A 21,812-nucleotide genomic window follows, 5' to 3' on the forward strand; every position below is an offset into this window, starting at 1 on the left:
GCGCACGGTCAGCCGACGCGGCGGTAGGTGGCGGTGAAGTGGTCGGGAGGGACGAGCCAGCGGTGGCCGTCGGCGTCCTCGACCAGCCAGGAGCCGGGGACGGCGATGGTGGTGCCCTCCTGGGTCGCCACCTCCTCGGCGTCCCTCGCCAGACGGGCACGGACGGTGCCGGCCCGCCGCCACGTCCCGTCGGCGAGCTGCTCGTGCGTCGCCCGGAAGCTCTCGTCGGTGACCGTCCGACGGCCGCCCGTGGCGTCGGTCACCAGCCAGCTGCCGGCCGGCGCGGTCAGGCGCTCGCCGGTGGGCGCCGTCCAGGCGAGCGGCGCCGTGAGTGGCTCGGCCTCGACCCCGCCGAGCCGTTCGAACCTGGCCCACGCCTCCGCCCCCGTCCGCACCGGACGGTAGCCCAGCGCCCGCAACTGCACGAGGGTGTCGATCACGCCCACCCTGGTGCGCTCGCGCGCCTCGGGCGGCAGGTCGGCCCACGGCCTCAGCAGCGGGTGGCGGCGCGCCGGGTCGTCCCGTGTCGCGCCGTACTCCCAGCCGTCCGCCCGGTAGTGGGCGAGCCAGGACGCATGCTCGGCGACGGCGAGCCGCTCCAGCTCCGGACCGCTCAGGTCGAACAGCCTGCTGCCCTCCGCGATCCGCGCCCCCGCCTCGTCGCAGGCGAGTTGCGCGGGATCGAAGCGCACGTCCTCGGGTGAGGTCGGACGCCACGAGCGCCCCAGCGCGGCCATCGCGTCGAGGACAGAGTGCAACTGGCGGCGGTTGGACTCCCGGTAGAACTCGCGGGGGAGGTCCTCCCAGGCGACGGCGAGCGGCGAGCCGGGGAACCGCCGCCGGTACCGGTCGTGGACGGCCCGGGCTGCCCGCTCCCACGCGTCGCCGCGGCGGCCGTCGGCCCCGGTGAGGGCGAGGCTGAACGGCACCACCTGCCCGACCACCGGCTGGGCGCCGGGCGGGACGTCGTCGCGCGCCGACAGCTCGAACACCGGGAGGTCGGGGAACCGGACGCCGAGGCGTCCGCCCAGCCGGGTCCCCGCGACGGTGATGACGACCGCCGTCCCCGGCCCGGCCGCCCTGACCAGTCCGACCACCGTGGCGAGGTCGGGCTCGGCGTCGACTGCGCCGACCTCGAGTGGATCGAGGGCGAACCGGTGCTGGCGCAGCCGGTGGTCCGCCACCACCTCGTTCGCTGCCGGCCCCACGACCGTCACGACGGGCGGCGTGGCGTCCTCGTCACAGAACTGGTCCTCGCGCCCGCGCTGGGACAGCTCCGCGCACACGGCGAGGGCCAGCGTGGTGTCGCCGACCAGCAGCACCCGGGCGGGAGGGAGGTCACGCAGCCGCTCGACGAGGTCGGAGGCGGTGGCCTCGTAGGTGCCGATCGCGTCCACCACGAGGTGGGGGTCGCCGATCTGGGAGGTGGTCCAGTCGTCGGCGTGCCACGGGTCGTCGATGCGGGCGACCAGGGTGAGGGTCGTGGCACCGCCCGACACGGTGCTGCCGTCCGCGAGGGCGTCCTTCAGCTGGGCGGCGCGGGCCCTGTTCAGCGCCGAGTCGCCGGAGAGCAGGTGGACGCGTCGCACCCGCCGCCACAGCGACGCGCTGCCGAGGTCGAGCGGGTCGCCCGCGGGCGTCCTCAGCACCAGCAGCCCCGCGGCACGGGCCCTGGTCTCGAGCGGCGGGTCGGCGTCCTCGACGAGCAGGACGCAGCGGCGTCCACCCCTGCGATCGGCGGCCAGCCCCGCGACGACCGGCCAGGAGGTGTCGTCGAGGCCGACGACCAAGGTGACCGTACGTGCCCTGAGCAGTCCCAGTCGGTCGAGCTGGGCGCGGGAGACCGTCAGGAGCAGCGACACCGCACCGGACAGCGTCGCGACGATGGCGAGGAGCCGGGCGAGGTGGAGGGCCAGCGGCGCGGGATGGACGCAGGCCTCGCCCGGCCCGAACGGGAACTCGAACCCGCCCAGGAACAGGCCCAGGGTGTCGGCGACCGCGTCCCACAGGGCAGGCCGGCTCCCCGCGCAGGGGAGGTAGGACGCGAGCCCGAGGACCCCGGCGGCGATCGCGCAGGCGGCGGAGAGGACGAAGGGCACCCGCACGCCGTCGTAGGGGCGCGACGCGAGCAGCAGCCCCAGCGATGCGGCGGCCAGCGCCAGCGCCACGGTCATCGCCGTGGCGGACCCGGGGGTGGCGAGCCAGGCCAGGAAGCGGGGAGCGGAGTCCCGCAGGCCGGGGAAGAGGGCGGTGGCCGCGAGCCAGCCCAGCAGCAGGAGCCAGGCGCCGGTCGCGACGAGGGCGGCGCCCCGCAGCAGCGTCGACGGCCGCACCACGCTGCTCCCCATGGCCACCCCCGCGCTCAGGTGCACGAAACGCTACCCGGGCTGGGTCGCGTGTCCAGTGGTACAACAGCGGAAACCGGCGCCCACCCTGAGGGTGGACGCCGGTCTCCGTGTTCACGTCAGCGGTGCGAGTGCCCCGAACGGGCGAGCTGCTGCCGGGCCATCCACTGCCAGATGTGCTGGCCGGTGTCGGTGCTCGGGTCGTTGCGGGCGACGTAGATCCACGACCAGTGGCCGTTGTAGACCACTCCGTCCCAGGTCACGTCGTCGTAGGCGCTGAAGACCGCGGTGTCGATGACGTCGGCCATGTGCTGCCCGTTGGTCGCGAACGGCACGACCGGGTCGTTCTTGGCCTGCACGATCCAGGTCGGGGTGCCGCGCAGCGTGGACAGCTCGTCATCGGTGAGCATGGTCGTGGTCCCGAACTGGACGACCGGTGCGATCGGCACGACCGCGGCGAAGCGGCCGGGGTTGTCGACGGCCAGCTGCGGGGTCATGTAGCCGCCGTTCGACGCGCCGACCACGTAGATCCTGCGGGTGTCGATCCGGTACTTCTTGACCACCGAGTCGATCAGCTTCGTCAGCTTGGCCGAGTAGCCCATCGCCGGGTCGTTCAGCCAGTAGTCGGTCGCCTGCGGGGCCAGGACGTAGGCGCCGCCGAAGATCCGCTGGGCCTTCGCCGTGCTGAAGCCGAGCGCGCCGCGGTTCGCGACGAGCGGCAGGACGTCCTCCTGGGACTGCGCCCAGCCCCCCTCGCCGCCGCCGTGCAGCCACACGATCAGCGGACGCTCGCCCCTCGAGTTCACGGGCGTGTACAGGCGGTAGTTGAGGCCGGCGGCCTTCCCGTACCCGTACGCGTCGACCTCCGGGTCGACCAGGTCGCCCTGGGTGAACGACGTCAGCGTGACGCTCTGGCCGTCCTTCAGGGAGATCGGGGCGTTCTGGGTGATCGTGTAGGTGAGGTCGAGCAGGATGTTGCGTCCGACGCCGTTCGCCCAGGCGAACGTGAACGCGCCGCTGGTCGTGAAGCCGTACTCGAGGTCGATCACGATCCGGCCCCGCCGGTCGAGGTGGACGCCGGTGACCGTCCGGTCGACGTCGTAGGTGCCGAACACGGTGGTCGGGTCGAGGCCGAAGGGATCGGTGCCCTTGGCGTGGACGCTGAACGTGCTCGTGTCCAGGCTGGACGCGCGCACCTTCAGCCGCGAGGTGTCGAGGGTCACGGAGACGACCTGCTGGCCGCCGTCGAGGACCCGGGCGTCGAGGGTGAAGGGGACACTGCCGGTCGTGGGGGGCCGGGTGCCGTGGCCACCCGCCTGGGCGGGCGTGCTGGCGAGGGAAAGGAATGCGAGCGCCGTCACCAGAAGGGTGACGAGAATGCGCAGCTTCTTCATCGAAGCTCCTCGGGGTGGGGGGATGGGTCTCGTGCGGTGTTCCGGCAACGATCGCCGCTCCATCGCGCGATCTCCCGAACCTAGCGCCGTTCGGGATTCGAGGTCAATGGTCCTGCCGCGCGGTAGAATCGGCGTATCCCAGTGCTGCTCGCCGCTCCGCGGCGTGGCTGTGCCGTGTCCGACTCCCGGAAGTAGCGATGCCCGCACCTGCCCCCGACCTCCCGACCGAACCCATCGACCTGCGCCTGGTGGTGACCGACCTCGACGGGACGCTGCTCGACGGCGAGGGCCGGGTCCCCGAACGACTCTGGGACCTGCTGCCGCTGCTGAGGGAGCGTGGAGTGGTGCTCGCTCCCGCCAGTGGGCGCCAGTACCCGGCGCTGCGCCGGCTGTTCGCCGGCAACACCGAAGGGATGGCCTTCATCGCGGAGAACGGGACCTTCGTCGTGCTGGACGGAGCCGAGCTGAGCTGCACGCCGGTCGACCCCGGGTTCGCGCGGGAACTCGTCCGGATCGTCCGCGAGTTGCGGTCGGCCGGACACCGGCTGGGGCTGGTGTGGTGCGGTCGCGGCACGGCCTACGTGGAGTGGGACGACCCGGAGTTCGTGGCCCAGGTGGCGACCTACTACGCCTCCCTGGAGGTGGTGGACGATCTGCGGGACGCACCCGAGCCCGCGATCAAGTTCGCCGTCTACGACTTCGGGGACCCCGACTCCGGGTCCACACGGATCCTCACCGAGCGCTGCGCGCCCCACCAGGTCGTGCCGTCCAGCGCGCACTGGGTCGACATCATGAGCCCGGCGGTGAACAAGGGGGCGGCGCTCAGCGCGCTGCAGCGCACCCTCGGGATCAGCCCCGACCAGACCGTGGTGTTCGGGGACTACCTGAACGACCCGGAGATGATCACGGACGCGCCGTACTCGTTCGCCATGGCGAACGCCCACCCGGACGTGCTCGAGGCGGCCCGGTTCGTGGCCCCGCGGAACACCGAGCAGGGAGTGGTGCGGGTGCTCGAGCACCTGCTCGAGGCCTCCGCGCCGGCCGCCTGAGTCACCCGAAAGAATGACAACAACTGCATTTCGACCGCTATTGTCGCCCGAAAGAATGTCACCCGTTGGGATGACGTGGTTGTTTATCTCCTCGAAAATGTGACAATTCTCCGCACTTTCCCTTATGCTCCTTCGTGGGGGGCGGGTGAGCGTGCTGGCTAGCATACTCACTGCCGATAGAGGGTGCAGTACAGGAAACCGGAGGAATGCGACGATGCGCAGCAGGGGCGGAAATGAACGTGGTGTCACCCATCTGGAGTACGCGTTCATCATTGCCCTGATCTCGATCGTCGTGATGACCGGGGTGTCGACGACGGGGATCAGTTCTGCGGCAGGCCTGTGCCGAGCCGCCACCACGCTGGGCCAGAAGGACGCCTGCGTGGCGAAGGCCGCAGCCACGGCCGCCACGACGGCCGCCACGGCCGGCGGTTCTTCCTCGGCAACGACCGGCGGGTCGGGAGGCGCGGGCGGTACCTCCGGCTCGTCAGGGTCCGCGGGGACGGCGGCCACGGCGACGGCCACGTCGAGTGCAACGACCGCGGCCGCCGCGACAGCGAGCGCCACGCCGACCGCGTCCGCGTCGGCCACCAACTCGGTGGGCACCATGACCTTCAACACCGCGGTGATCGACCAGGACGAGGTGCTCTCCGACCTGTCGGCCCGCGTCAACCTGGGCTGGTTCCCGAGCAACTGGAGCCAGGTCACCTACCCGGAGACGATGACGATCGACGTCACGTGGTCACCCGCGTTGGCGGTCGACAAGGTCACCACCGGCAGCGACGGGACCTGGACCTGGACCCAGGTCGAGCCGGGCCACATCCGGCTGACCCGCACCGGCAGCTTCGACACCAGTGGCTTCCAGCCGGAGCCGGAGATCCTGCTGAAGAAGCCGGCCACCACCCAGACCGTCACGGCCACGTTCACGGCCTCGGCGCCCAATACGCCCACCGTCACGCGCACGTCGACGACAACGTCGTACCCCTACTGAGCCGGCACCGCCCGGGGCACCGGAGGGGTGTGCCCGGAGGGCGTCGGTGGTTAGGGTCGTCGCATGACGGTGGGCGTGGAGGGGGAGGAGGCTCCCCGGCAGGGAGCCGCGGGCGGTGAGAGCGCACTGACCGTGCTGCTCGCGCTCGGGGCGAACCTCCTGATCGCGGTGGCGAAGACGGTGGCAGCCGTGCTCACCGGCGCCGCGTCCATGCTGGCCGAGGCCGCGCACTCGTGGGCCGACACCGGCAACGAGATGTTCCTGCTGATCGCGCAGCGGCGCGCCGCGCGTCCGCCCGACCGCAACCACCCGCTCGGCCACGGCCGCGAGGTGTACGTGTGGTCGCTGTTCGCGGCGATCGGGCTGTTCGCGGTCGGCGCGGGGGTGTCGATCACCCACGGTGTCCAGGAATTGCTCAACCCCGAACCGGCGGAGGACTTCGTCATCGCCTATGTCGTGCTCGCGGTCGCCTTCGTCCTGGAGGGCGTCTCGTTCCTCCAGGCCAGCCGGCAGGTGCGGGCGGGCGCCGACCGGTTCGAGCGGGACGTGTGGACGCACGTCATGCAGACCTCCGACCCGACCGTGCGGGCCGTGTTCTTCGAGGACGCGGCGGCGCTGATCGGCATCGTGATCGCCAGCGCGGGGATCGCGGCCCACCAGCTCACCGGATCGGCGGTGCCGGACGCGATCGGCTCGATCCTGGTCGGCATCCTGCTCGGCGTGGTCGCGATCGTCCTGATCGACCGCAACCGTCGCTTCCTCGTCGGCGAACTGGCCGACGACCGGGTGTGGAACGCCGCGCTCGCAGAGCTCTCCGCCCAGCCCGAGGTGGAGCGGGTGACCGAGCTGAGGCTGACCCTGGTCGGGGCGGGCCAGGTGTACCTCTCCGGGGCCGTCGACCTGGTCGGCAACCCGGACGAGGCGACGGCGGCCACGCAGCTCGCCGCCCTCGAGCGCCGCATGGCCAGGGCGCAGGGCATCGTGCTGGCGATCATCTCGCTGTCGTCCCCCGGGGACCCGACTCTCGCACCGCGCGAGCGTGCCTCGAACGGTCCCTGAGGAGCGCGGGTGAGGAACGAGCCCGCGCGTCACGAAGGGCCGCCGTCGCCCAGTGTCGTCACACCCTGATGACCAGCTCCCCGTGCAGGATGCTGATCCAGCCGTCAGGGTCGGCCGCCCAGGCGCGCCACGCGTCGGCGATCCCCTCCAACTCGGCACGGGTGGCCGCGCCGGAGGCCAGCAGCTGGTCGGCGATCGCGGTGCGCGTGATCCGGTCGGCCCACATCGTGCCCCAGGTGGTGCGTGCGTCCGCGTCCGCGTAGCACCAGGTCGAGGACGACGCGGTGACGTCGGCGCAGCCGGCGGCGTGGGCCCAGGCGAGCAGCATCCGGCCGGCGTCCGGCTCGCCGCCGTTGGCCCTCGCCGCGAGGTGGAACAACTCCTGCCAGCGGTCGAGCCCTGCCGAGGCGGGATACCAGGTGAAGCCCGCGTAGTCCGCGTCCCTGACCGCCACCACGCCGCCGGGACGGCACACGCGCACCATCTCGCGCAGCGCCTGCACGGGATCGGCGACGTGCTGGAGGACCTGGTGGGCGTGGACGACGTCGAAGCTGTCGTCGGCGAACGCGAGGGCGTGGACGTCGCCGACCGCGTAGTCGACGTTGGTGATGCCGCGGCGTTCGATCTCGGCCCTGGTCAGGGCGAGGATGTCGGCGGACGTCTCCAGTGCGGTCACCGACCCGTCGTCGACGAGCGCGGCCAGGTCGGCGGTGATCGAGCCAGGGCCGCTGCCGACGTCGAGGACCCGCATTCCCGGTGCCAGGAACGGCAGCAGGTAGGCAGCGGAGTTCGCGGCGGTCCGGCTGCGGTGGGAGTCGACGACCGTGTCGGCATGGCCGTGGGTGTAGCGGGCCGTCACGCGGTTGCCCCGTCCGTGCCGGGCTGGACGCGGGCCATCTCGGCGGCCAGCGCAGGGTTGTGCAGCGCGACGTGCGCCGCGATGTTGTCGCGGACGTCCGCGGTCTTGTTCTGGCTGAGCTTGGACCGGGCGTCGAAACGGTCGACCCGCAGCCGCAGGCCGACGGTGCCCTTCGCCAGCCGGCGGGTGCCCTCGGGGTCCTCGGCCAGGCTGTGGCCACCGTCCCGGTGCGCCTCGAAGTGGTCGGTGAGCCGGCTCAGCATCGCGTAGTTCTCCTCGTCCCCCAGGAGTTCGGGCGTGCCGTACAGGTGGGCGGTCAGGTGGTTCCAGGTCGGCACGATGTCGCCGGGGCCGTACCAGCTCGACGAGATGTAGTCGTGGGGGCCCTGGATGATCACGAGGACCTCGTGCCTGCCGAGTTCGTGGAGGGTGTCGTCGGGGCGTCCGAAGTGGCTGAGAATGGTGATCTGCTCGGCGTCCTCGTCCAGCAGGACCGGGTAGTGGGAGGCGACGAGCCCGGTGCTCGTCGGCGACACGAAGGTCGCCCAGGGGTTGTCCCTGACGAGCCGCTTGACCTCCTCGGGGTCGGTCATCAGGTAGTGCGGCGTGTAGCGCATCGGGCGTCCTCCGGGTTCGGGTCGGGGGCTGTCCCGGGTGCCCAGGACCCTCCCGACCCGAGCATTATGGGCTGGTCCCGATCCCGGTGGGGGGTGGGGACCGCCGGTGTGGACGCGACCGGGCGGCGGTTGTCGGTAGTGTGGCCCGAGGCATGAGGACCGCCGCGTCCGTGGGCGGCCTACGACAGGAGAAGCGTGAACCCGTACGAGAACCAGAAGACCATCACGTTCGTGGTGCCGTGCTACAACTCGGCCGAGTACATGGACCACTGCATCACGTCGCTGCTGACGGGGTCGAACGACGTGGAGATCATCATCGTCGACGACGGCTCCACGAAGGACGCCACCCCGGAGAAGGCCGACGAGTGGCAGGCCGCCCACCCGGACCTGATCAAGGTGATCCACCAGGAGAACAAGGGCCACGGCGGAGCGGTGATGGCCGGCCTGCGCGCGGCGACGGGCGTCTACCTCGCGGTGATCGACTCCGACGACTGGCTCGACAGGGACGCGCTGAGCCTGATGCTGAGCAAGCTGCGCCGCTTCATCGACAGCGGCAGCCCGGTCGACCTGGTGATCGCGAACTACGTGTACGAGCACACCTACACCGGCACCAGGAAGGTCATCCGCTACAACGGCGCGATGCCGAAGAACCGGGTGTTCACGTGGAACGAGACCGGCTTCTTCGGGCCGGGACAGAACATCCTCATGCACGCGACGATTTACCGGACGCAGGTGCTGCGCGACTCCGGTCTCGACCTGCCCGAGCACACGTTCTACGTCGACAACATCTTCGTCTACGTGCCGCTGCCGCACGTGAAGACGCTGTACTACCTGCCGGTGGACCTGTACCGGTACTTCATCGGGCGCGACGACCAGTCGGTGAACGAGAGCGTCCAGATCCGGCGCCTCGACCAGCAGATGCGGGTGACCCGGATCATGGTGGAGTCGGTGAAGCTCCCCGACGGTGCCGGCAACCTCAAGCTGGCCGCCTACATGACCGGCTACCTCGGCCTGATCGTGGCCGCGTCGTCGATCTTCTGCCTGCTCGCGGGGACGCCGGAGGCGCTCGCTCAGCGCCGGCAGATGTGGGACCACATCGACGCCACCGACCGGCAGCTCAAGGTGAAGCTCGGGTTCTTCCAGCCGCTCGTCCTCGCGGCGAACCTGCCGGGCCGGATCGGCCGGAAGGTGTCGCTGGGCCTGTACCGGACCGCGCAGAAGCTGTACCGCTTCAGCTGAGCCCGGAGGTGGCGTCGGGCGCCTGCGCCTTCGCGTCCGCCTCGGCCCGCGACATCGTCGCGTGGTACTCGGGGTGGACGCGGGCGAGCGCGATGACACCGATCACGGCGACGATTCCGAGCACGACGAGCGAGAGCCCGGACGCGACGGTCAGCCGGTGGCCCTCGCCGAGCACGGCGATGCCGAACAGGACGGCGACGACGGGGCTGGTCACGGTCATGGAGGCGACGACGACAACGGCCGGGCCGGTGGCGTAGCCCTGCTGGGCCATCAGGCCGGCGAGGCTGCTGCCGATCACGAGGGCGCCGGCGATGGCCCAGATCCGGGGGTCCTGCCACCACGTGTGGTCGGTGGCGTACTCGATGATCGCCTTCACCAGGGCGGCCTCGAGCCCGTAGAAGACGGCGCCGCCGGAGGCCCAGAACAGCGATCGCCACTGCCTGGGTCCGCGCGACGCGAACGTGGCGAACGTCGCGGCGACGAGGTAGATGACGCCCGCGGCCACGATGATCGGCAGGAACTCCAGTTCCTCGGGCGCGGAGGCGTGGGTGGCCACCACGATCACGAAGGCGACGGTGGCGAGCACGGTGATCACGGTCGGGATGACCACGCGGGACGGACGGGACCCGATCGACTTCGCCGACAGCACCACCGACCAGGGGAACGCGAGCAGGCCGACCGGCTGGACGACGGAGACCGGGGCCATGGTCAGGCCCAGGACCTGGCACACCATGGAGACGCCCATCAGCCCGAGGCCCATCCACCAGTTCCGGTCCCGGACCAGCCGGAGCAGCTGTGCGAGGTCCATGCGGGTCTTGGCGTGGTTGTCCTCGACCTGCTCGCCGACGGCGGAGTGCTGCACCTTGGCCGAGAGGGCGAAGCAGAAGGAGCCGAAGACACCGAGCGCGATCGCGATCGGGATGTTCTGGCTCATCAGGGCTTCCTTCTGCTCTGCCGGGAGTCCATCAGGGCGACACCCTACCGGCAGGGAGTGGGGTGGTCAGGGACGGGAGGGGTACCAGTCGCGCACGACGGAGTCGAAGTGGCTCAGCGCCGAGGCGATCGCCATGTGCATGTCCAGGTACTGGTAGGTACCGAGTCGACCGCCGAAGAGGACCTGTGGTTCGCGGGCGGCGAGCTCGCGGTAGCCGCCGAGACGGTCGCGGTCCTGGGGGGTGTTCACGGGGTAGTACGGCTCGTCCCCCGGGCCGGCGAAGCGCGAGAACTCGCGCATGATCACGGTCTTCGGGCTGGTGTAGTTGCGCTCGGGGTGGAAGTGCCGGAACTCGTGGATCCGGGTGTAGGGCACCTCGAGGTCGGAGTAGTTCATCACGGACGTGCCCTGGAAGTCGGCCACCGGAGCGACCTCGAGCTCGAAGTCGAGGGTGCGCCAGGACAGGGAGCCGAGCTGGTCGGCGAAGTAGCGGTCGACGGGTCCGGTGAACACGACCGGGACGTTGCCCACAACCGCGGAGCGGTTCAGCGGTTGTGACTCGTCGAAGAAGTCGGTGCCGAGGCGGACCTGGATGCGGGGGTGGTCGGCCATCCGTTCGAGCCAGGGCGTGTACCCGTCCACGGGGAGGCCCTCGTGGGTGTCGGAGAAGTAGCGGTTGTCGTAGGTGAACCGGACCGGCAGCCGGGAGATGATCTCGGGGCCGAGCTCCTCGGGGGCGGTCTGCCACTGCTTGGCCGTGTAGTTCATGAAGAACGCCTCGTACAGCGGGCGTCCGATCAGGGAGATGCCCTTCTCGACGAAGTTGGACGGGGTGCGTCCGTCCAGCTCGGCGGCCTGCTCGGCGATCAGGGCCCTGGCCTGGTCGGGGGAGAGGGCGGAACGGAAGAACTGGTTGATCGTGCCGAGGTTCACCGGCATCGGGAACACCTCGCCGCGGTGGGTCGAGTAGACCCGGTGGACGTAGCTGGTGAACTGCGTGAAGCGGTTCACGTACTCCCACACGCGTTCGTTGGAGGTGTGGAACAGGTGCGCGCCGTAGCGGTGGTACTCGATCCCGGTCTCCGGCTCGACCTCGCTGTAGGCGTTGCCACCGATGTGGTCGCGTCGGTCGATGATCGTGACGTCGAGGCCGAGCTCGTTCGCTGCGCGTTCGGCCATGGTCAGGCCGAACAGGCCCGAGCCGACCACCAACAGGTCCATGCAGTTCTCTCCTCCGGGCGTCGCGGACGCCGGGAGGCGTCGTCGCGTGGGCTGGGGACGTGGTCAGCTTAGGGGCTGTTGGGTGGCGCGGGTGCCACGGGGCGGGTGGGGCGGCCGGGTGGCGGGGCGTCCGGCGGGGTCACGGGCCGGGGCGGGAGTCGCCCTCCAGCACGGCCATGGCGGCGGACCTGCCGGGGATCCCGCTCACGCCGCCGCCCCGGCGTGCGCCGGCGCCGCACAGCAGGACGCGGTCGTGGGCGGTGGCGACGCCCCAGCGCTCGGCGGGCGTGCGGGGTTCGTCCTCGAGCCAGGGCCACTGGAGGGGGCGGTGGAAGATGTGGCCCCCCGGCAGGGCGACGTCGTTCTCGAGGTCCACGGGCGTGCGTGCCTCGAGGCATTTCCGCCCGTCCGCGTCGAGGGCGAGGCAGTCCTCGATCGGCTCCGCGAGCACGGCGTCGAGCGAGCGGAGGGTGGCGGCGAGGGCGGCGTCCCTCGCGCCGTCGGGGTCGTCGCGGAAGAGCCGTGCCGGGAGGTGCAGGCCGAAGAGGGTGAGCGTGTGGTGGCCGCTCTCGCGGAGGTCGGGCCCGAGGATGGACGGGTCGGTGAGCGTGTGGCAGTAGATCTCGGCCGGTGGCACCTGCGGGAGCCGGGCGTGGGCGGCCTCGGCGTGGGCCGTCGCCAGCTGCCGGTAGGTCTCGTTGACGTGGAAGGTACCGGCGAATGCGGTCGCCGGCGAGACGGTGGTGTCCCACAGCCGGGGCAGGCGGCGCAGCACCATGTTGACCTTGAGCTGGCTGCCTTCCGGCTCATCCGATGGCTCCGCGCCGACCAGCCGGTCGAGAACGTGTGGGGCGGCGTTGACGAGGACGTGCCCGGCGGAGACGGCGTAGTCCGTGCCGTCGGCGTCCGTCCAGTGCACGTCGGCACCGCCGGGACGGGGGTCGATCGCGCGAACCGTCGCCCGGGTGAGCAGCTCCGCGCCGGCCGTTCGGGCCGCGCCGGTGAGGGCATCGAGCAGGGCGCCCATCCCGCCGACGGGGACGTCCCAGTCGCCGGTCCCGCCGCCGATCACGTGGTAGAGGAAGCAGCGGTTCTGCTGCAGGGTGGGGTCATGGGCGTCGGCGAAGGTGCCGATGAGCGCGTCGGTGAGCACGACACCCCGGACGAGGTCGGAGGCGAAACTGCGCTCGATGAGGTCGCCGATCGGCGTGTGCAGGTCGGCCCACCACTCCTCGCCGACAGCGGCGCGTACGGCGGCGGCGGTCGGCAGCGGCCCGGTCACGGTGGGGAAGACCGCCTCGGCGAGCGCACGCGTCCGGCGGCCGAACTCCTGCCAGCGCGAGTGGTCGGCGCCGGCGCCCACGGCGGAGAAGGACTGGCGGGTGGCGGACGGGTCGCCGGTGTCGACGAGCAGGCCGCGCGAGGGGTCGTCCGGCCGGGGGGTCCAGGACGCGACGCGTCGGCGCCTCAGTTCGAGGCGGAGCCCGAGCTCGGCGACCACCGTCCGCGGCAGCAGTGAGACCAGGTAGGAGTAGCGGGACAGGTTGGCGTCCACACCGGGAAAGACCCGCGCCGAACCGGTCGCTCCGCCGAGGTGGTCGGCCCGTTCGAGCACGAGGACGCTGCGTCCGGCGCGCGCGAGGTAGGCCGCTGCGGTCAGCCCGTTGTGGCCGCCGCCGACGACCACCGCGTCGTAGCGGCTGCGTGTCATGGGTTCACCGTAAGGGCAGGCTCGCGGTCGGAGAAGAAGTGTCAGAGGCGGCTTGTAGCGTCAGGTCATGGAGGCAGGGTTCGGGCAGTGCACGGACGGCGAGTTGCTCGCCGTGATCGGTGCTGCGCTGGACGCGCTGAACGATGAGCGGCTGCGGCTGCCCACCGGCCGGGAGCAACTGGAGCTGCTGGAGGCGTCGGTGCGGCTGGACGCGCGGCTGCGCGCGTGGCAGGCCGGAGTGGCGGCGCGGGTGGAGGCAGGGGAGGTCGCGTGGGAGGAGTACGGCACGTCGACCACGACCTGGCTGGCCGAGCGCCTGAACCTGACCCGCAGGGAGGCGGCGAGGCTCGTGGCGCGCGGCCAGGGGCTGGCGCGGTTCGGCACGGTGGCGCGTGCGGCGGGGGCCGGCGGGGTGCTGCCGGAGCAGGCCGAGGCGATCACCGGCGTCCTGGAGGCGCTGCCCGACGACCTGCCCGGGGAGGCGGTGCGTGAGGCGCAGGACCTGATGGTGGGGTTCGCGGAGGTGCACAACTCGACGGAGCTGCGCCGGCTGTCGGCGCACCTGCTGGAGGTGCTGGACCCGGAAGGGGCCGACGCGCGGGAGGCGGAGCGGCTGGAGCGGGAGCGGGTCCGGGCGCTGCGCGCGCGGCACCTGGTGTTCACGCCCGACGGGGAGGGGTCGGTGCGCTTCCGGGGCAGCCTGCCGGTGGCCGAGGCCGAACCGTTCCTGCAGATCATCGACGCGTACGCCGCGCAGGCGAAGCGGGGGCTGGACCGCCTGGATCCGACGGCGGAGCACCTGACGCCGGGGATGTGGCGGGCGGATGCGCTGGTGGCGATGGTGCACCGGCACGGTCAGGACGCGCTGGCGCCGACGCATGGCGGGGACCGTCCGCGGGTGGTGGTGGCGCTGTCGTACGACAAGCTCGCGAAGGCGGCCGGGGACCGGGGGTTCGCCGGTGCGCAGCTGGTGGGGAGCGGTGAGCCGGTGCCGGCGTCCGTGCTGCGTCGCTGGCTGTGCGACGCGGACGTGTTGCCGGTGGTGCTGGGCGGGCCGTCGGAGGTCCTTGACGTGGGCCGCGCGCAGCGCCTGGTCACGCCGGAGCTGCGGGTGGCGCTCGAACAGCGGGACGCGGGCTGTGTGTTCCCCGGCTGCGACCGTCCGCCGCGGGACTGCCACGCCCACCACATCACTCCCTGGTGGGCGGGCGGGGTGACGGCGCTGCACAACCTCGCCCTGATGTGTCCGCACCACCACGGCATCGTCGAGCCCGGCCACGACCCGACCGCGGACCGGTGGAGCGTCCAGCTCCGGGACGACGGCGTCGCCGAGGTCCTCCCGCCGAAGCGGGTGGACCCCCGTCGAAGGCCGCGAACCCACGCCCGGTTCGTCCTGAGGCGCTGAGGGTCTCCCGGACGCTGAGGAGCGAGCGTGGCGAGCGTCGCGCGGGGCCGGCGACGGGGTCGCTACGCGGTCATCGACGCGATCGCGCCGGCGAAGTAGGGAACGAGCCAGATGGCCCAGACGACGACGCTGAACCGGTGGAATCCGGCGAGCTCCGAGGGCCGCTTGCGAACCAGGACGACGATGGCCCAGGCGAGGTGGACGGCCATCAGTGCGATGGCTGCGGTCCCGGTCCAGGCCATCACCGTCTGCGCGAAACCGACCGGGATGCCGGCCGCCTGATTCGCTGACGCGATCCGGGTCATCAGTAAGGTTCCGGTGGCGTCGCAGAGCAGCCCGAGGCCGAAGAGGGCGACGTGCCACGGCTTGAGGACTCGCTGGATCCGCTCGCCCCAGACCCCGACCGAGTAGAAGACGAGGGCGAGGTTGATGGTGACCAGCGCTGCGACGAACATGACGACCCTTCTGTTGGCGACGGTGTGTCGCTAACGCGATCCAGAGTAGGGTTAGCGACACAGCGTCCGCAAGTTGGGGACATGGCGTCGCAAAGGCAGGAGGTGGTGTGATGCCCAGGATCGACGCGCCCACGGTCGTCGAGCACCACGCCAAGGTCAAGGCGCGTCTGGTGGACGCGGCGGAAGAACTGCTCAGGGCGGGGGAGCCGCTCACGGCGCAGGCGGTGAGCGACGCGGCGGGTATCGCCCGGAACAGCATCTACCGGTATGTCGATGCCGTTGCCGACCTGCGTGGGCTCGTGATCGAGAGGTACCTGCCCGCCTGGCTCGATGCCGTCGCGACCGAGTTGGCGGACGCTGGTGATCCGGAGTCGCGGATCGTCCGCTGGGTGACGGCGAACCTCGACCAGGCGGCGTCCTCGGGGCACGGCTGGCTGATGGCGATCGTGCCGGCCGGGGCTGCGGACGAGGTGGACGCGGCCCACGCCGGAATGAGGGATGTGCTGGACCAGTCGTGGCGGGAACTGCTGGAGGAGGATCCATCGAGGGCTGCGGCCGCGTCCGCGGTCACGGCCGGCATCCTCGAGGGCGGCTTCCGGCAGCTGGCCTCAGGGAGCGAGGTCGACCTGGTCGTGGAGGTGGCCCGCACGGCGACCGATGCCGTGGTGCGAGCGGTCACCGGAACGCGCGGGAGTGTACTCGGGTAGGGGGAGTGGGGCTCGTTGGCGGTGCGACGGGTGGGAGCTGGCCGGCTGTTGACCAGGCACGCCGCCGGTCGAGGTGTGTGAAGTCGATCGCCAGTGGCGTTGCTGGCTCTCGAAGCGCCTGGGCCCGGTGCATCATGGGCGCATGAGGGTCCGGAGGTGCGGAGCGGGCGTGGTGGCTGCGTCGCTGCTGGGCCTCGGTGTGATCGCTGGCTGTACGCAGGGCACCGCGCTGGACACGCCCCGTCCCGGTGCGTCGACAGCTTCACCGACCACGCTGCGCGTCCGGCTGGAGGCGACGACGACCGGCACCGGTGCGGCACAGGTCACCTATCGCGGTGACCGGGGGGTGGCCGAAGACGCGACCGAAGCGTTCCAGGGCTCCTGGCGGCGAGAGTTCGACATCCCTCCCGAGAACCCGAACGACAGCCTCCTGCACACCCAGCTCTGGGTTCAGGATCGCTCCGGGACGAAGGTCACCGTCACCTGCCGGATCACGGTGCTGGCCGACAGGCAGGAGTACGTCCAGGACGCCCAGCAGCGCACCGGCCGCGACGCCCAGATGACCTGCGCGGCCGGCCAGGACTAGGGCCGGCCAACGCACAGCTCCCACGTATCTGCCTCGCCGAGGGACGTCGGCCGACCACATGCGACGCCCCGTGCTTCGAAGGGATCCGGCCTGCGGTCACGCATCCCGCATGTTCGTACAGGGCTTCCCGGTCCCCTCGGAGGGGACTGCCGTGGCGGTCCGCAAGAATGCTTAGCTAGTCCTTGATGTTCGACATCCCCCACACGACCTCGGAGGTGTGTGCATGCGTGCACTCCGCTTAGTTGCAGCGCTATTGGTCCTTCTCGGCCTAGCGGGGTGTGGGTCTGCTGGCGACACGGTCATGCCAAGTGTTGTCGGCAAGCAGTTGGATGTCGCCAAGAGCGACATCAAGCGCGCGGGCTTCAGCGGGGAGGTTGAGGTTCTGGGTGGCGGACTGCTCGGCATTCTGGATGAGTCGAACTGGCTGGTGTGCGAGCAGTTGCCGGCCGCTGGCGAGGTTGTGGCCGACGCGCCTCGTCTGAGGGTCGATCGCTCCTGTGAGAGCCAGGCCAACGAGACGTCGGCGCCAACCAGTTCGGCATCGGTGGACGAAGCATCCGCAACTCCCACCGATGAGCAGCCGGCGAGCGCGGACGCGAATGCAGCGATTCTGACAGTGAAGAACAACAAGGATCTGGCTGCTCTCAGGAAGCTCGGCGATTACTGCGACGACAAGATCGCCGCGTTCGCCGAGACCTACCGCGGACGGACAATCCGGTTCGATGGAAGCATCGGCGCCATGAGCCCCCACGGCGACTACAGGACGCGGTACGACATCCTTCTCGGCTTCGGAGACGACGGCACGTCTACGAGAGGACCGTCGTTCCAGTTCCGTGATGTCAATACCACCTCTGATCTTGGCTTTGAGGGAGCGGTCCCAGACACGATTCGAGTGGGGGACAACCTTCGAGTGACCGCCAACGTCGGCGAGTTCGTCGATGAACAGTGCTTGTTGCTGCTGGAGCCGGTCTCGACAGAGCTCAGGTGAGTGCCTATGCCTCGCGAGCGAACCATGGAAAGCCGCCGCCGAGTCGACCGGCCTGCGGCTCTGTTCGCTGGTACTGCGGCGCGGTAACAAGTCGTGAGGGCGACTGACGCCTGGGACGCACCTCGTTGATCCTCCTGGACGGGATGTTGTGGCGAGTTCGCGCGCCGACCGTGGCTCGCCGCGAGGGATTCTCGATGTCCTGAGCAGCGTCGGCAAAGGCGCAGCAGGAGCAATGTCTGGTCTCAGCAGATCACGCAGCAGCGCCGCCTCAGGTATTCGGTGGAGGACGACCAGATCGTCGTGCCCACTGCTCAATTCCAATACGACGTTGGATCGTGGTCGCTGCCAGTGGTCGCTGCCGGAGGGCGTCCGACCATGCCGGGGTTATTCTCCGGGCTCGGAGACGCAAAGGCGGGGCGGACAGCCGTCGGGTTCAGTACCTCCGCCAGCCATCGATCTGACACGTCCGCAGTCTTCGCAGTTCGGACGCTCATCTCGACCTTCAGGGAGTTGCCCGTGATGGTGCCGTGGGCGACGGGGATACGGCCGGCGGCCTCGCAAGCCCGGATCAGGTCGATGGTGTTGGCGGAGCTGGTCGAACTCAGCTGGCCAACAACCGCTCCTCCCACCCTGACCTCGACGACTGCTACGGCGGAGCGTGCGCGCTGAATCTCCGCGGAGTGCAGCGTTGCAACGACGGACGCCGACGTCCTGCCCGTCAGCAGCGGCGCCAGCACGTCCTGGTGCGCTTCCTCCCCGGAGACCTGCATTGAAGACGTCGCGGGGAGGACCACGTACGGATCGTTCGGAAGCGGGGACGGTGGCTCGACCTCATCGGCTCGCGGCATCAGAAGAGTCACTCGTCCGCGCAGTCGTTCGCCTCTGCGTGCCCAGAGTCTTGCTGACACCTCTAGCGCCTGGCCGCGCGATCGGAGGCTGCGGATGATGGGTGCGTAGAGCGCGGCTTCGCCTTCGGCGAGGTAGCCGACGACCCTGCCGTTGATCAGGACATCCAGAAAGCCGGAACCGTCAGCCGACTCGAGCAGGAGGGCCGGTACGTCGTTGAGCTCGACACCCGATTCCGTCACGGGCACGCCAGCTGCCGAGTAGGCGGACTCGAGGCCTCCTCGATTCATGAACTCGCCTTCTACCTCGCACGAGTAGACCGTCCACCCCCACGCTCGCACGGGCCGCCGGTCAGCGGGCAGGGGAGCCGTGGTGAGGCCATCCGGCCTGACATCGATCGAGCCATGCCTGCAGTAACCGGGGACTCGGATGGTCCCGCCCGCGGCGTCGATCACCGGCGCATACCTGACGGCGATTCGATGCGGGATATAGCCGAGCTTGCGATTCCCGATCCAGGCGCCGATCGCGTTGGCGTCATGCGTGTTGTTGGGCTCTCGCTTGAGCCGTACCTCGACCGGACCATCCCCGGTGTAGTCGATCGCGCTGTGATAGGACGTGCCGACCACCGGTAGCCAGGTGTCATCGGGTTCAGGCTGACCGGCTGTGGACGCGATCCCTACGGCGTCAGCACCCCTGACCTCCGGTGCCGTGCGTTTCCGGTTCCTCGACCAAATGATGACGATGAGGGCAACGACAGCGACGGCAATCAGGAATGGGGTCATCACGTCCTCGACACTGGAGAATCCGGTACAGGCCCGTCATATCACTCGTGGCCCGCAGAAGGGGTGGTTCCGAGCGATTTCGGAGTGCCCGGAATGTCCGAGAACCTAACGTTCTGGACGAGCTGTCGTCGGGCATCACTTCAGGCTGACGGCCCGCACAGCGTTCGTGTCGGGGTCGGCGACATAGGCCGTGCGCGTGGTCGGGTCGACGGCGACGGACTGGGCATCAATGTCGAGTTCGATCGGCTGCGATGTGCCCGTCAAGACGTTGTACTCGCGGAGTTGCTGGCCGTGGGCAACGTAGAGCCGCTGTCGCTTGGAGTCCGTGGCGATGGCGCCCGCACCGACGAAGGCGACCGAGACACGCTGAAGCGTGCGGGTGCGGAAGGTGTAGAGCACGCCGGACACGTTGACCGCATAGAGCTTGTGCTCCGCGGTATCAACCGCGATCGACACACCCGGGTATGCGTCCACCTTGGACAGGCGCCGGCCCGATGAGAGGGAGTACGTCCAGACCGAGCCGTCCTCGTGGGCGATGAAGAGCCGGCCCGCCTCTGCATCCAGGGCAAGATCCGACGGCCCGCGTCCGGCCGCGAAGGTGGCCGTCGTCTTGTGTGTCTTGAGATTGATGGCGTACACCTTCTTGCCGGCGCGGTCGGCGACGTACAGCGTGTTGCCCGAGACTGCGATCCCGACCGGCTTGCCGGGGACATCGATGGTGTCGAGGACCGACATGGACGCGGCGTCAATCACCGTGGCGTCACCGGACACGTAGTTGGCGGTGTACAGGCGCTTGCTCTTGGTGTCGACGGCCACGTCCATCGGCTGTTCACCCATTCTCAGCGTGCCTGTCGGCGTGTTCGTGGACGTGCTGGCCGCCGGACCGGCGACCGGCGTGGACGGGAGGATTCGACTGGTGGGGAACGACGCCGGGTGAGTGATGGCGTGCATGGCAAACGCGGTGGAGGTGAGGAACAGGATCGGTCCGATAACCAGTGCGGCGAGAGCGACGATCAGGCTTCGCCGACGCTTGCGCTCGCGCGCCACCTGTCGCGGAGTCGGAGGCAGGGCGGTTCCCGCGGCCGCCTCACGGGTCCCGCGACAGCCGGGGTAGCGGCCGCACCCCCAGAAGAGCGAGCCCGCGTGAGGCCCACGCCGGGCCTTGTGCAGAACCATCGGTGACAGACAGACGGGACAGCTCGGAACGCTGCGGGGAGTGGGTGGGCCGAAGCTCGGGGCAGTCGGCGGGGTGAACGCGGGCGAGGGGAAATCGGGTCGCGGCGCACCTACCGGGCGGTACGCGTTGCCGCTGGCGACCAGCGCCATGACCGCGGGGCCGTCGAGCAACTCCGTCCCGGTCTGGCGGCCGAACTCGATCGCTTCACGGCTGAAGGTGCCGGAGGTGACCACGATGCCGCGGGTGGCGCGATTGGCGGCGACGAGCCCGAACAGTTCGCGGATCACAGGAGCGCCGACCTGCCATTCCTTCCAGTGCTTGCACTGGACGAAGATGCGCTCACTGCCACGCGTGAGGATCAGATCAATGCCGCCGTCGGCACCAGGAGACGTGGGTAGGACGGCGTATCCCTGCAACCGGTAGGCAGAGCCCACGAGATCCTCGAACTGGCGCCAGTCGAGTTGGCGCAGCCAGTCCTGGCCAAGCGAGTTGGGGGAAGTGGTCGGATTGGCGTGGGGCTGAGGCGACCCGGGCGAACCCGCTTGCTCACTCACAAGACGCCGCCGCGGGTGCGCGTCTCGCCGGCGAACGGCGGCATGGCGATCATCGTCTCCTCGGGTGGCTGTGCTCTCAATCTTGTCGCGCAGGGCTTCCCATCGCAGTCGCCCGTAAGGGGTCTGTTTGCCACGGATTCGAAGCGATCGCTGGGCCGCTCGTCCGGGTCGGACTGGTCGATCTCGAGCGCGGCGAGGTCAGTTCTGCGGATGCGATCCGTGCCGCGTTGGTTCGCCGGGCTGGGAGGTGACCGCCGGGACCCCTGCTCGGATCAATGGCCGTAGTGGTAGCGGCAGGCCGCAATTCTGATCTCGTCTCCCACGATCTTGTAGACCAGGCGGTGCTCGTCAGTGATTCGGCGCGACCAATACCCGGCGAAGTCATGCCTGAGGGCCTCGGGCTTGCCGATTCCTTCGTTGCCGTTGCGGGAGACGTCCTCGATCAGGGCATTGATGCGCTTCAGGACCCTGCGGTCCTGAGCCTGCCGCCACAGGTAGTCGGCCCAGGCGTTCTCGTCCCAGACGAGCCGCATGATCAGTCTGCGTCGATCAGTTCGTGCTGCTCGCCGCGGCCAGCCTCCAGGCGTTCCATGGCATCGAGGAGGCGGCGTGCGTTCGCCGGAGAGCGCATCAGCTAGGCCGTCTCTTTGAGGGCCTCATAGTCCTCCAGGGACACGATCACGACGGGATCGTGCCCGGCGCGTGTGATCACGATCTCTTCGCGGTCGTCGACCACCGCGTCAAGCACCTCGGCGTAGCGAGCGCGTGACTCGGTGTAGCTCAGGGTCTTCATTCTCACCATCCCTTCGACCTGTACAGAAAAGCGTACATGTGTGGATGTCGGGACTCAACCTTGGTAACTCACTGGACGGGGTGGGGCGGGCGGGGCTCGAACC

20 protein-coding genes are annotated in these 21,812 nt (G+C 70.1%); 8 read left to right on the forward strand and 12 right to left on the reverse strand.

Features of this window, described 5'->3' with window-relative positions; translation table 11 throughout:
• Positions 1 to 8: 8 nt before the first annotated feature.
• Complete coding sequence (locus tag QM779_RS02730; protein WP_428531246.1) at positions 9 to 2,372, reverse strand: RyR domain-containing protein; 2,364 nt, start codon at positions 2,370 to 2,372, stop codon at positions 9 to 11.
• A 92-nt stretch (positions 2,373 to 2,464) separates the two neighbouring features.
• Positions 2,465 to 3,739, reverse strand: coding sequence for a prolyl oligopeptidase family serine peptidase (locus QM779_RS02735; RefSeq protein WP_428531249.1), 1,275 nt, complete (start codon positions 3,737 to 3,739; stop codon positions 2,465 to 2,467).
• A gap of 197 nt (positions 3,740 to 3,936) precedes the next feature.
• On the opposite strand from QM779_RS02735, the gene QM779_RS02740 reads away from it, so the two are divergent.
• The 3 genes from QM779_RS02740 to QM779_RS02750 all read left to right on the forward strand — a co-directional run bounded on the left by QM779_RS02740 (position 3,937) and on the right by QM779_RS02750 (position 6,835).
• Positions 3,937 to 4,788, forward strand: a complete 852-nt coding sequence (locus QM779_RS02740; protein WP_428531252.1) for a Cof-type HAD-IIB family hydrolase — start codon at positions 3,937 to 3,939, stop codon at positions 4,786 to 4,788.
• Positions 4,789 to 5,002: 214 nt separating this feature from the next.
• Positions 5,003 to 5,776, forward strand: a complete 774-nt coding sequence (locus QM779_RS02745; RefSeq protein WP_428531255.1) for a Flp family type IVb pilin — start codon at positions 5,003 to 5,005, stop codon at positions 5,774 to 5,776.
• 63 nt (positions 5,777 to 5,839) lie between these two features.
• Positions 5,840 to 6,835 (forward strand): cation diffusion facilitator family transporter, encoded by a 996-nt coding sequence (locus QM779_RS02750; RefSeq protein ID WP_428531258.1) that lies wholly within the window; start codon positions 5,840 to 5,842, stop codon positions 6,833 to 6,835.
• Between the two features lie 58 nt (positions 6,836 to 6,893).
• Here the strand turns inward: QM779_RS02750 and QM779_RS02755 are convergent, their stop codons facing one another.
• A complete protein-coding gene (locus tag QM779_RS02755) occupies positions 6,894 to 7,694 on the reverse strand; it encodes a class I SAM-dependent methyltransferase (protein ID WP_428531261.1) in 801 nt (266 codons plus the stop codon).
• Positions 7,691 to 8,311: an FMN-binding negative transcriptional regulator gene (locus tag QM779_RS02760; RefSeq protein ID WP_428531264.1), complete on the reverse strand. Its 621-nt coding sequence runs from the start codon at positions 8,309 to 8,311 to the stop codon at positions 7,691 to 7,693. Before QM779_RS02760 ends, QM779_RS02755 begins: the two co-directional genes overlap by 4 nt.
• A 195-nt stretch (positions 8,312 to 8,506) precedes the next feature.
• Here QM779_RS02760 and QM779_RS02765 point away from each other — a divergent pair, with 195 nt between their 5' ends.
• Positions 8,507 to 9,550 (forward strand): glycosyltransferase family 2 protein, encoded by a 1,044-nt coding sequence (locus tag QM779_RS02765; protein ID WP_428531267.1) that lies wholly within the window; start codon positions 8,507 to 8,509, stop codon positions 9,548 to 9,550.
• Here QM779_RS02765 and QM779_RS02770 read toward each other — a convergent pair.
• The 3 genes from QM779_RS02770 to QM779_RS02780 form a co-directional block, all read right to left on the reverse strand.
• The gene (locus QM779_RS02770; protein ID WP_428531270.1) at positions 9,543 to 10,484 is read right to left on the reverse strand and encodes a hypothetical protein; all 942 of its coding nucleotides are present in this window, start codon (positions 10,482 to 10,484) and stop codon (positions 9,543 to 9,545) included. The genes QM779_RS02765 and QM779_RS02770 overlap by 8 nt on opposite strands.
• A 66-nt stretch (positions 10,485 to 10,550) precedes the next feature.
• Positions 10,551 to 11,705 carry a UDP-galactopyranose mutase gene (gene glf, locus QM779_RS02775; RefSeq protein WP_428531273.1) on the reverse strand — a complete coding sequence of 385 codons (1,155 nt, stop codon included), beginning with the start codon at positions 11,703 to 11,705 and terminating at the stop codon, positions 10,551 to 10,553.
• Positions 11,706 to 11,844: 139 nt separating this feature from the next.
• Positions 11,845 to 13,416, reverse strand: coding sequence for a phytoene desaturase family protein (locus tag QM779_RS02780; RefSeq protein WP_428531276.1), 1,572 nt, complete (start codon positions 13,414 to 13,416; stop codon positions 11,845 to 11,847).
• A 67-nt stretch (positions 13,417 to 13,483) separates the two neighbouring features.
• Here QM779_RS02780 and QM779_RS02785 point away from each other — a divergent pair, with 67 nt between their 5' ends.
• Entirely contained in the window at positions 13,484 to 14,821 is a 1,338-nt protein-coding gene (locus QM779_RS02785; RefSeq protein WP_428531279.1) for a DUF222 domain-containing protein, read from the forward strand.
• A gap of 62 nt (positions 14,822 to 14,883) precedes the next feature.
• Here QM779_RS02785 and QM779_RS02790 read toward each other — a convergent pair whose 3' ends face one another.
• A complete protein-coding gene (locus QM779_RS02790) occupies positions 14,884 to 15,276 on the reverse strand; it encodes an HsmA family protein (protein ID WP_428531282.1) in 393 nt (130 codons plus the stop codon).
• A 110-nt stretch (positions 15,277 to 15,386) separates the two neighbouring features.
• On the opposite strand from QM779_RS02790, the gene QM779_RS02795 reads away from it, so the two are divergent.
• From QM779_RS02795 to QM779_RS02805, 3 genes are all read left to right on the forward strand, one after another.
• Complete coding sequence (locus QM779_RS02795; RefSeq protein ID WP_428531285.1) at positions 15,387 to 15,983, forward strand: TetR/AcrR family transcriptional regulator; 597 nt, start codon at positions 15,387 to 15,389, stop codon at positions 15,981 to 15,983.
• A gap of 142 nt (positions 15,984 to 16,125) precedes the next feature.
• On the forward strand, positions 16,126 to 16,569 hold the full coding sequence (locus QM779_RS02800; RefSeq protein ID WP_428531288.1) for a hypothetical protein: 444 nt from the start codon (positions 16,126 to 16,128) through the stop codon (positions 16,567 to 16,569).
• Between the two features lie 223 nt (positions 16,570 to 16,792).
• Positions 16,793 to 17,557 carry a DUF4839 domain-containing protein gene (locus QM779_RS02805; protein ID WP_428531291.1) on the forward strand — a complete coding sequence of 255 codons (765 nt, stop codon included), beginning with the start codon at positions 16,793 to 16,795 and terminating at the stop codon, positions 17,555 to 17,557.
• A gap of 311 nt (positions 17,558 to 17,868) precedes the next feature.
• Here the strand turns inward: QM779_RS02805 and QM779_RS02810 are convergent, their stop codons facing one another.
• From QM779_RS02810 to QM779_RS02825, 4 genes are all read right to left on the reverse strand, one after another.
• The gene (locus QM779_RS02810; protein WP_428531294.1) at positions 17,869 to 19,185 is read right to left on the reverse strand and encodes an HIRAN domain-containing protein; all 1,317 of its coding nucleotides are present in this window, start codon (positions 19,183 to 19,185) and stop codon (positions 17,869 to 17,871) included.
• Positions 19,186 to 19,320: 135 nt separating this feature from the next.
• Positions 19,321 to 20,916: a restriction endonuclease gene (locus QM779_RS02815; RefSeq protein WP_428531297.1), complete on the reverse strand. Its 1,596-nt coding sequence runs from the start codon at positions 20,914 to 20,916 to the stop codon at positions 19,321 to 19,323.
• Positions 20,917 to 21,188: 272 nt separating this feature from the next.
• Positions 21,189 to 21,449 (reverse strand): Txe/YoeB family addiction module toxin, encoded by a 261-nt coding sequence (locus QM779_RS02820; RefSeq protein WP_428531300.1) that lies wholly within the window; start codon positions 21,447 to 21,449, stop codon positions 21,189 to 21,191.
• 101 nt (positions 21,450 to 21,550) lie between these two features.
• On the reverse strand, positions 21,551 to 21,709 hold the full coding sequence (locus QM779_RS02825) for a type II toxin-antitoxin system Phd/YefM family antitoxin (RefSeq protein WP_428531303.1): 159 nt from the start codon (positions 21,707 to 21,709) through the stop codon (positions 21,551 to 21,553).
• Positions 21,710 to 21,812: the final 103 nt, after the last annotated feature.

The organism is Propionicimonas sp. (assembly GCF_049840635.1).
Taxonomy (GTDB): Bacteria; Actinomycetota; Actinomycetes; order Propionibacteriales; family Propionibacteriaceae; genus Propionicimonas.

What these genes read in the sequence shown, in the direction of transcription:
- QM779_RS02740 (WP_428531252.1), top strand. Translation starts at nt 3,937, where the DNA reads ATGCCCGCACCTGCCCCCGACCTCCCGACCGAACCCATCGACCTGCGC.
- QM779_RS02735 (WP_428531249.1), bottom strand. Translation starts at nt 3,739, where the DNA reads ATGAAGAAGCTGCGCATTCTCGTCACCCTTCTGGTGACGGCGCTCGCA.
- QM779_RS02770 (WP_428531270.1), bottom strand. Translation starts at nt 10,484, where the DNA reads ATGAGCCAGAACATCCCGATCGCGATCGCGCTCGGTGTCTTCGGCTCC.
- QM779_RS02785 (WP_428531279.1), top strand. Translation starts at nt 13,484, where the DNA reads ATGGAGGCAGGGTTCGGGCAGTGCACGGACGGCGAGTTGCTCGCCGTG.
- QM779_RS02795 (WP_428531285.1), top strand. Translation starts at nt 15,387, where the DNA reads ATGCCCAGGATCGACGCGCCCACGGTCGTCGAGCACCACGCCAAGGTC.
- QM779_RS02800 (WP_428531288.1), top strand. Translation starts at nt 16,126, where the DNA reads ATGAGGGTCCGGAGGTGCGGAGCGGGCGTGGTGGCTGCGTCGCTGCTG.
- QM779_RS02825 (WP_428531303.1), bottom strand. Translation starts at nt 21,709, where the DNA reads ATGAAGACCCTGAGCTACACCGAGTCACGCGCTCGCTACGCCGAGGTG.
- QM779_RS02790 (WP_428531282.1), bottom strand. Translation starts at nt 15,276, where the DNA reads ATGTTCGTCGCAGCGCTGGTCACCATCAACCTCGCCCTCGTCTTCTAC.
- QM779_RS02810 (WP_428531294.1), bottom strand. Translation starts at nt 19,185, where the DNA reads ATGACCCCATTCCTGATTGCCGTCGCTGTCGTTGCCCTCATCGTCATC.
- QM779_RS02745 (WP_428531255.1), top strand. Translation starts at nt 5,003, where the DNA reads ATGCGCAGCAGGGGCGGAAATGAACGTGGTGTCACCCATCTGGAGTAC.
- QM779_RS02805 (WP_428531291.1), top strand. Translation starts at nt 16,793, where the DNA reads ATGCGTGCACTCCGCTTAGTTGCAGCGCTATTGGTCCTTCTCGGCCTA.
- QM779_RS02750 (WP_428531258.1), top strand. Translation starts at nt 5,840, where the DNA reads ATGACGGTGGGCGTGGAGGGGGAGGAGGCTCCCCGGCAGGGAGCCGCG.
- QM779_RS02780 (WP_428531276.1), bottom strand. Translation starts at nt 13,416, where the DNA reads ATGACACGCAGCCGCTACGACGCGGTGGTCGTCGGCGGCGGCCACAAC.
- glf (WP_428531273.1), bottom strand. Translation starts at nt 11,705, where the DNA reads ATGGACCTGTTGGTGGTCGGCTCGGGCCTGTTCGGCCTGACCATGGCC.
- QM779_RS02820 (WP_428531300.1), bottom strand. Translation starts at nt 21,449, where the DNA reads ATGCGGCTCGTCTGGGACGAGAACGCCTGGGCCGACTACCTGTGGCGG.
- QM779_RS02760 (WP_428531264.1), bottom strand. Translation starts at nt 8,311, where the DNA reads ATGCGCTACACGCCGCACTACCTGATGACCGACCCCGAGGAGGTCAAG.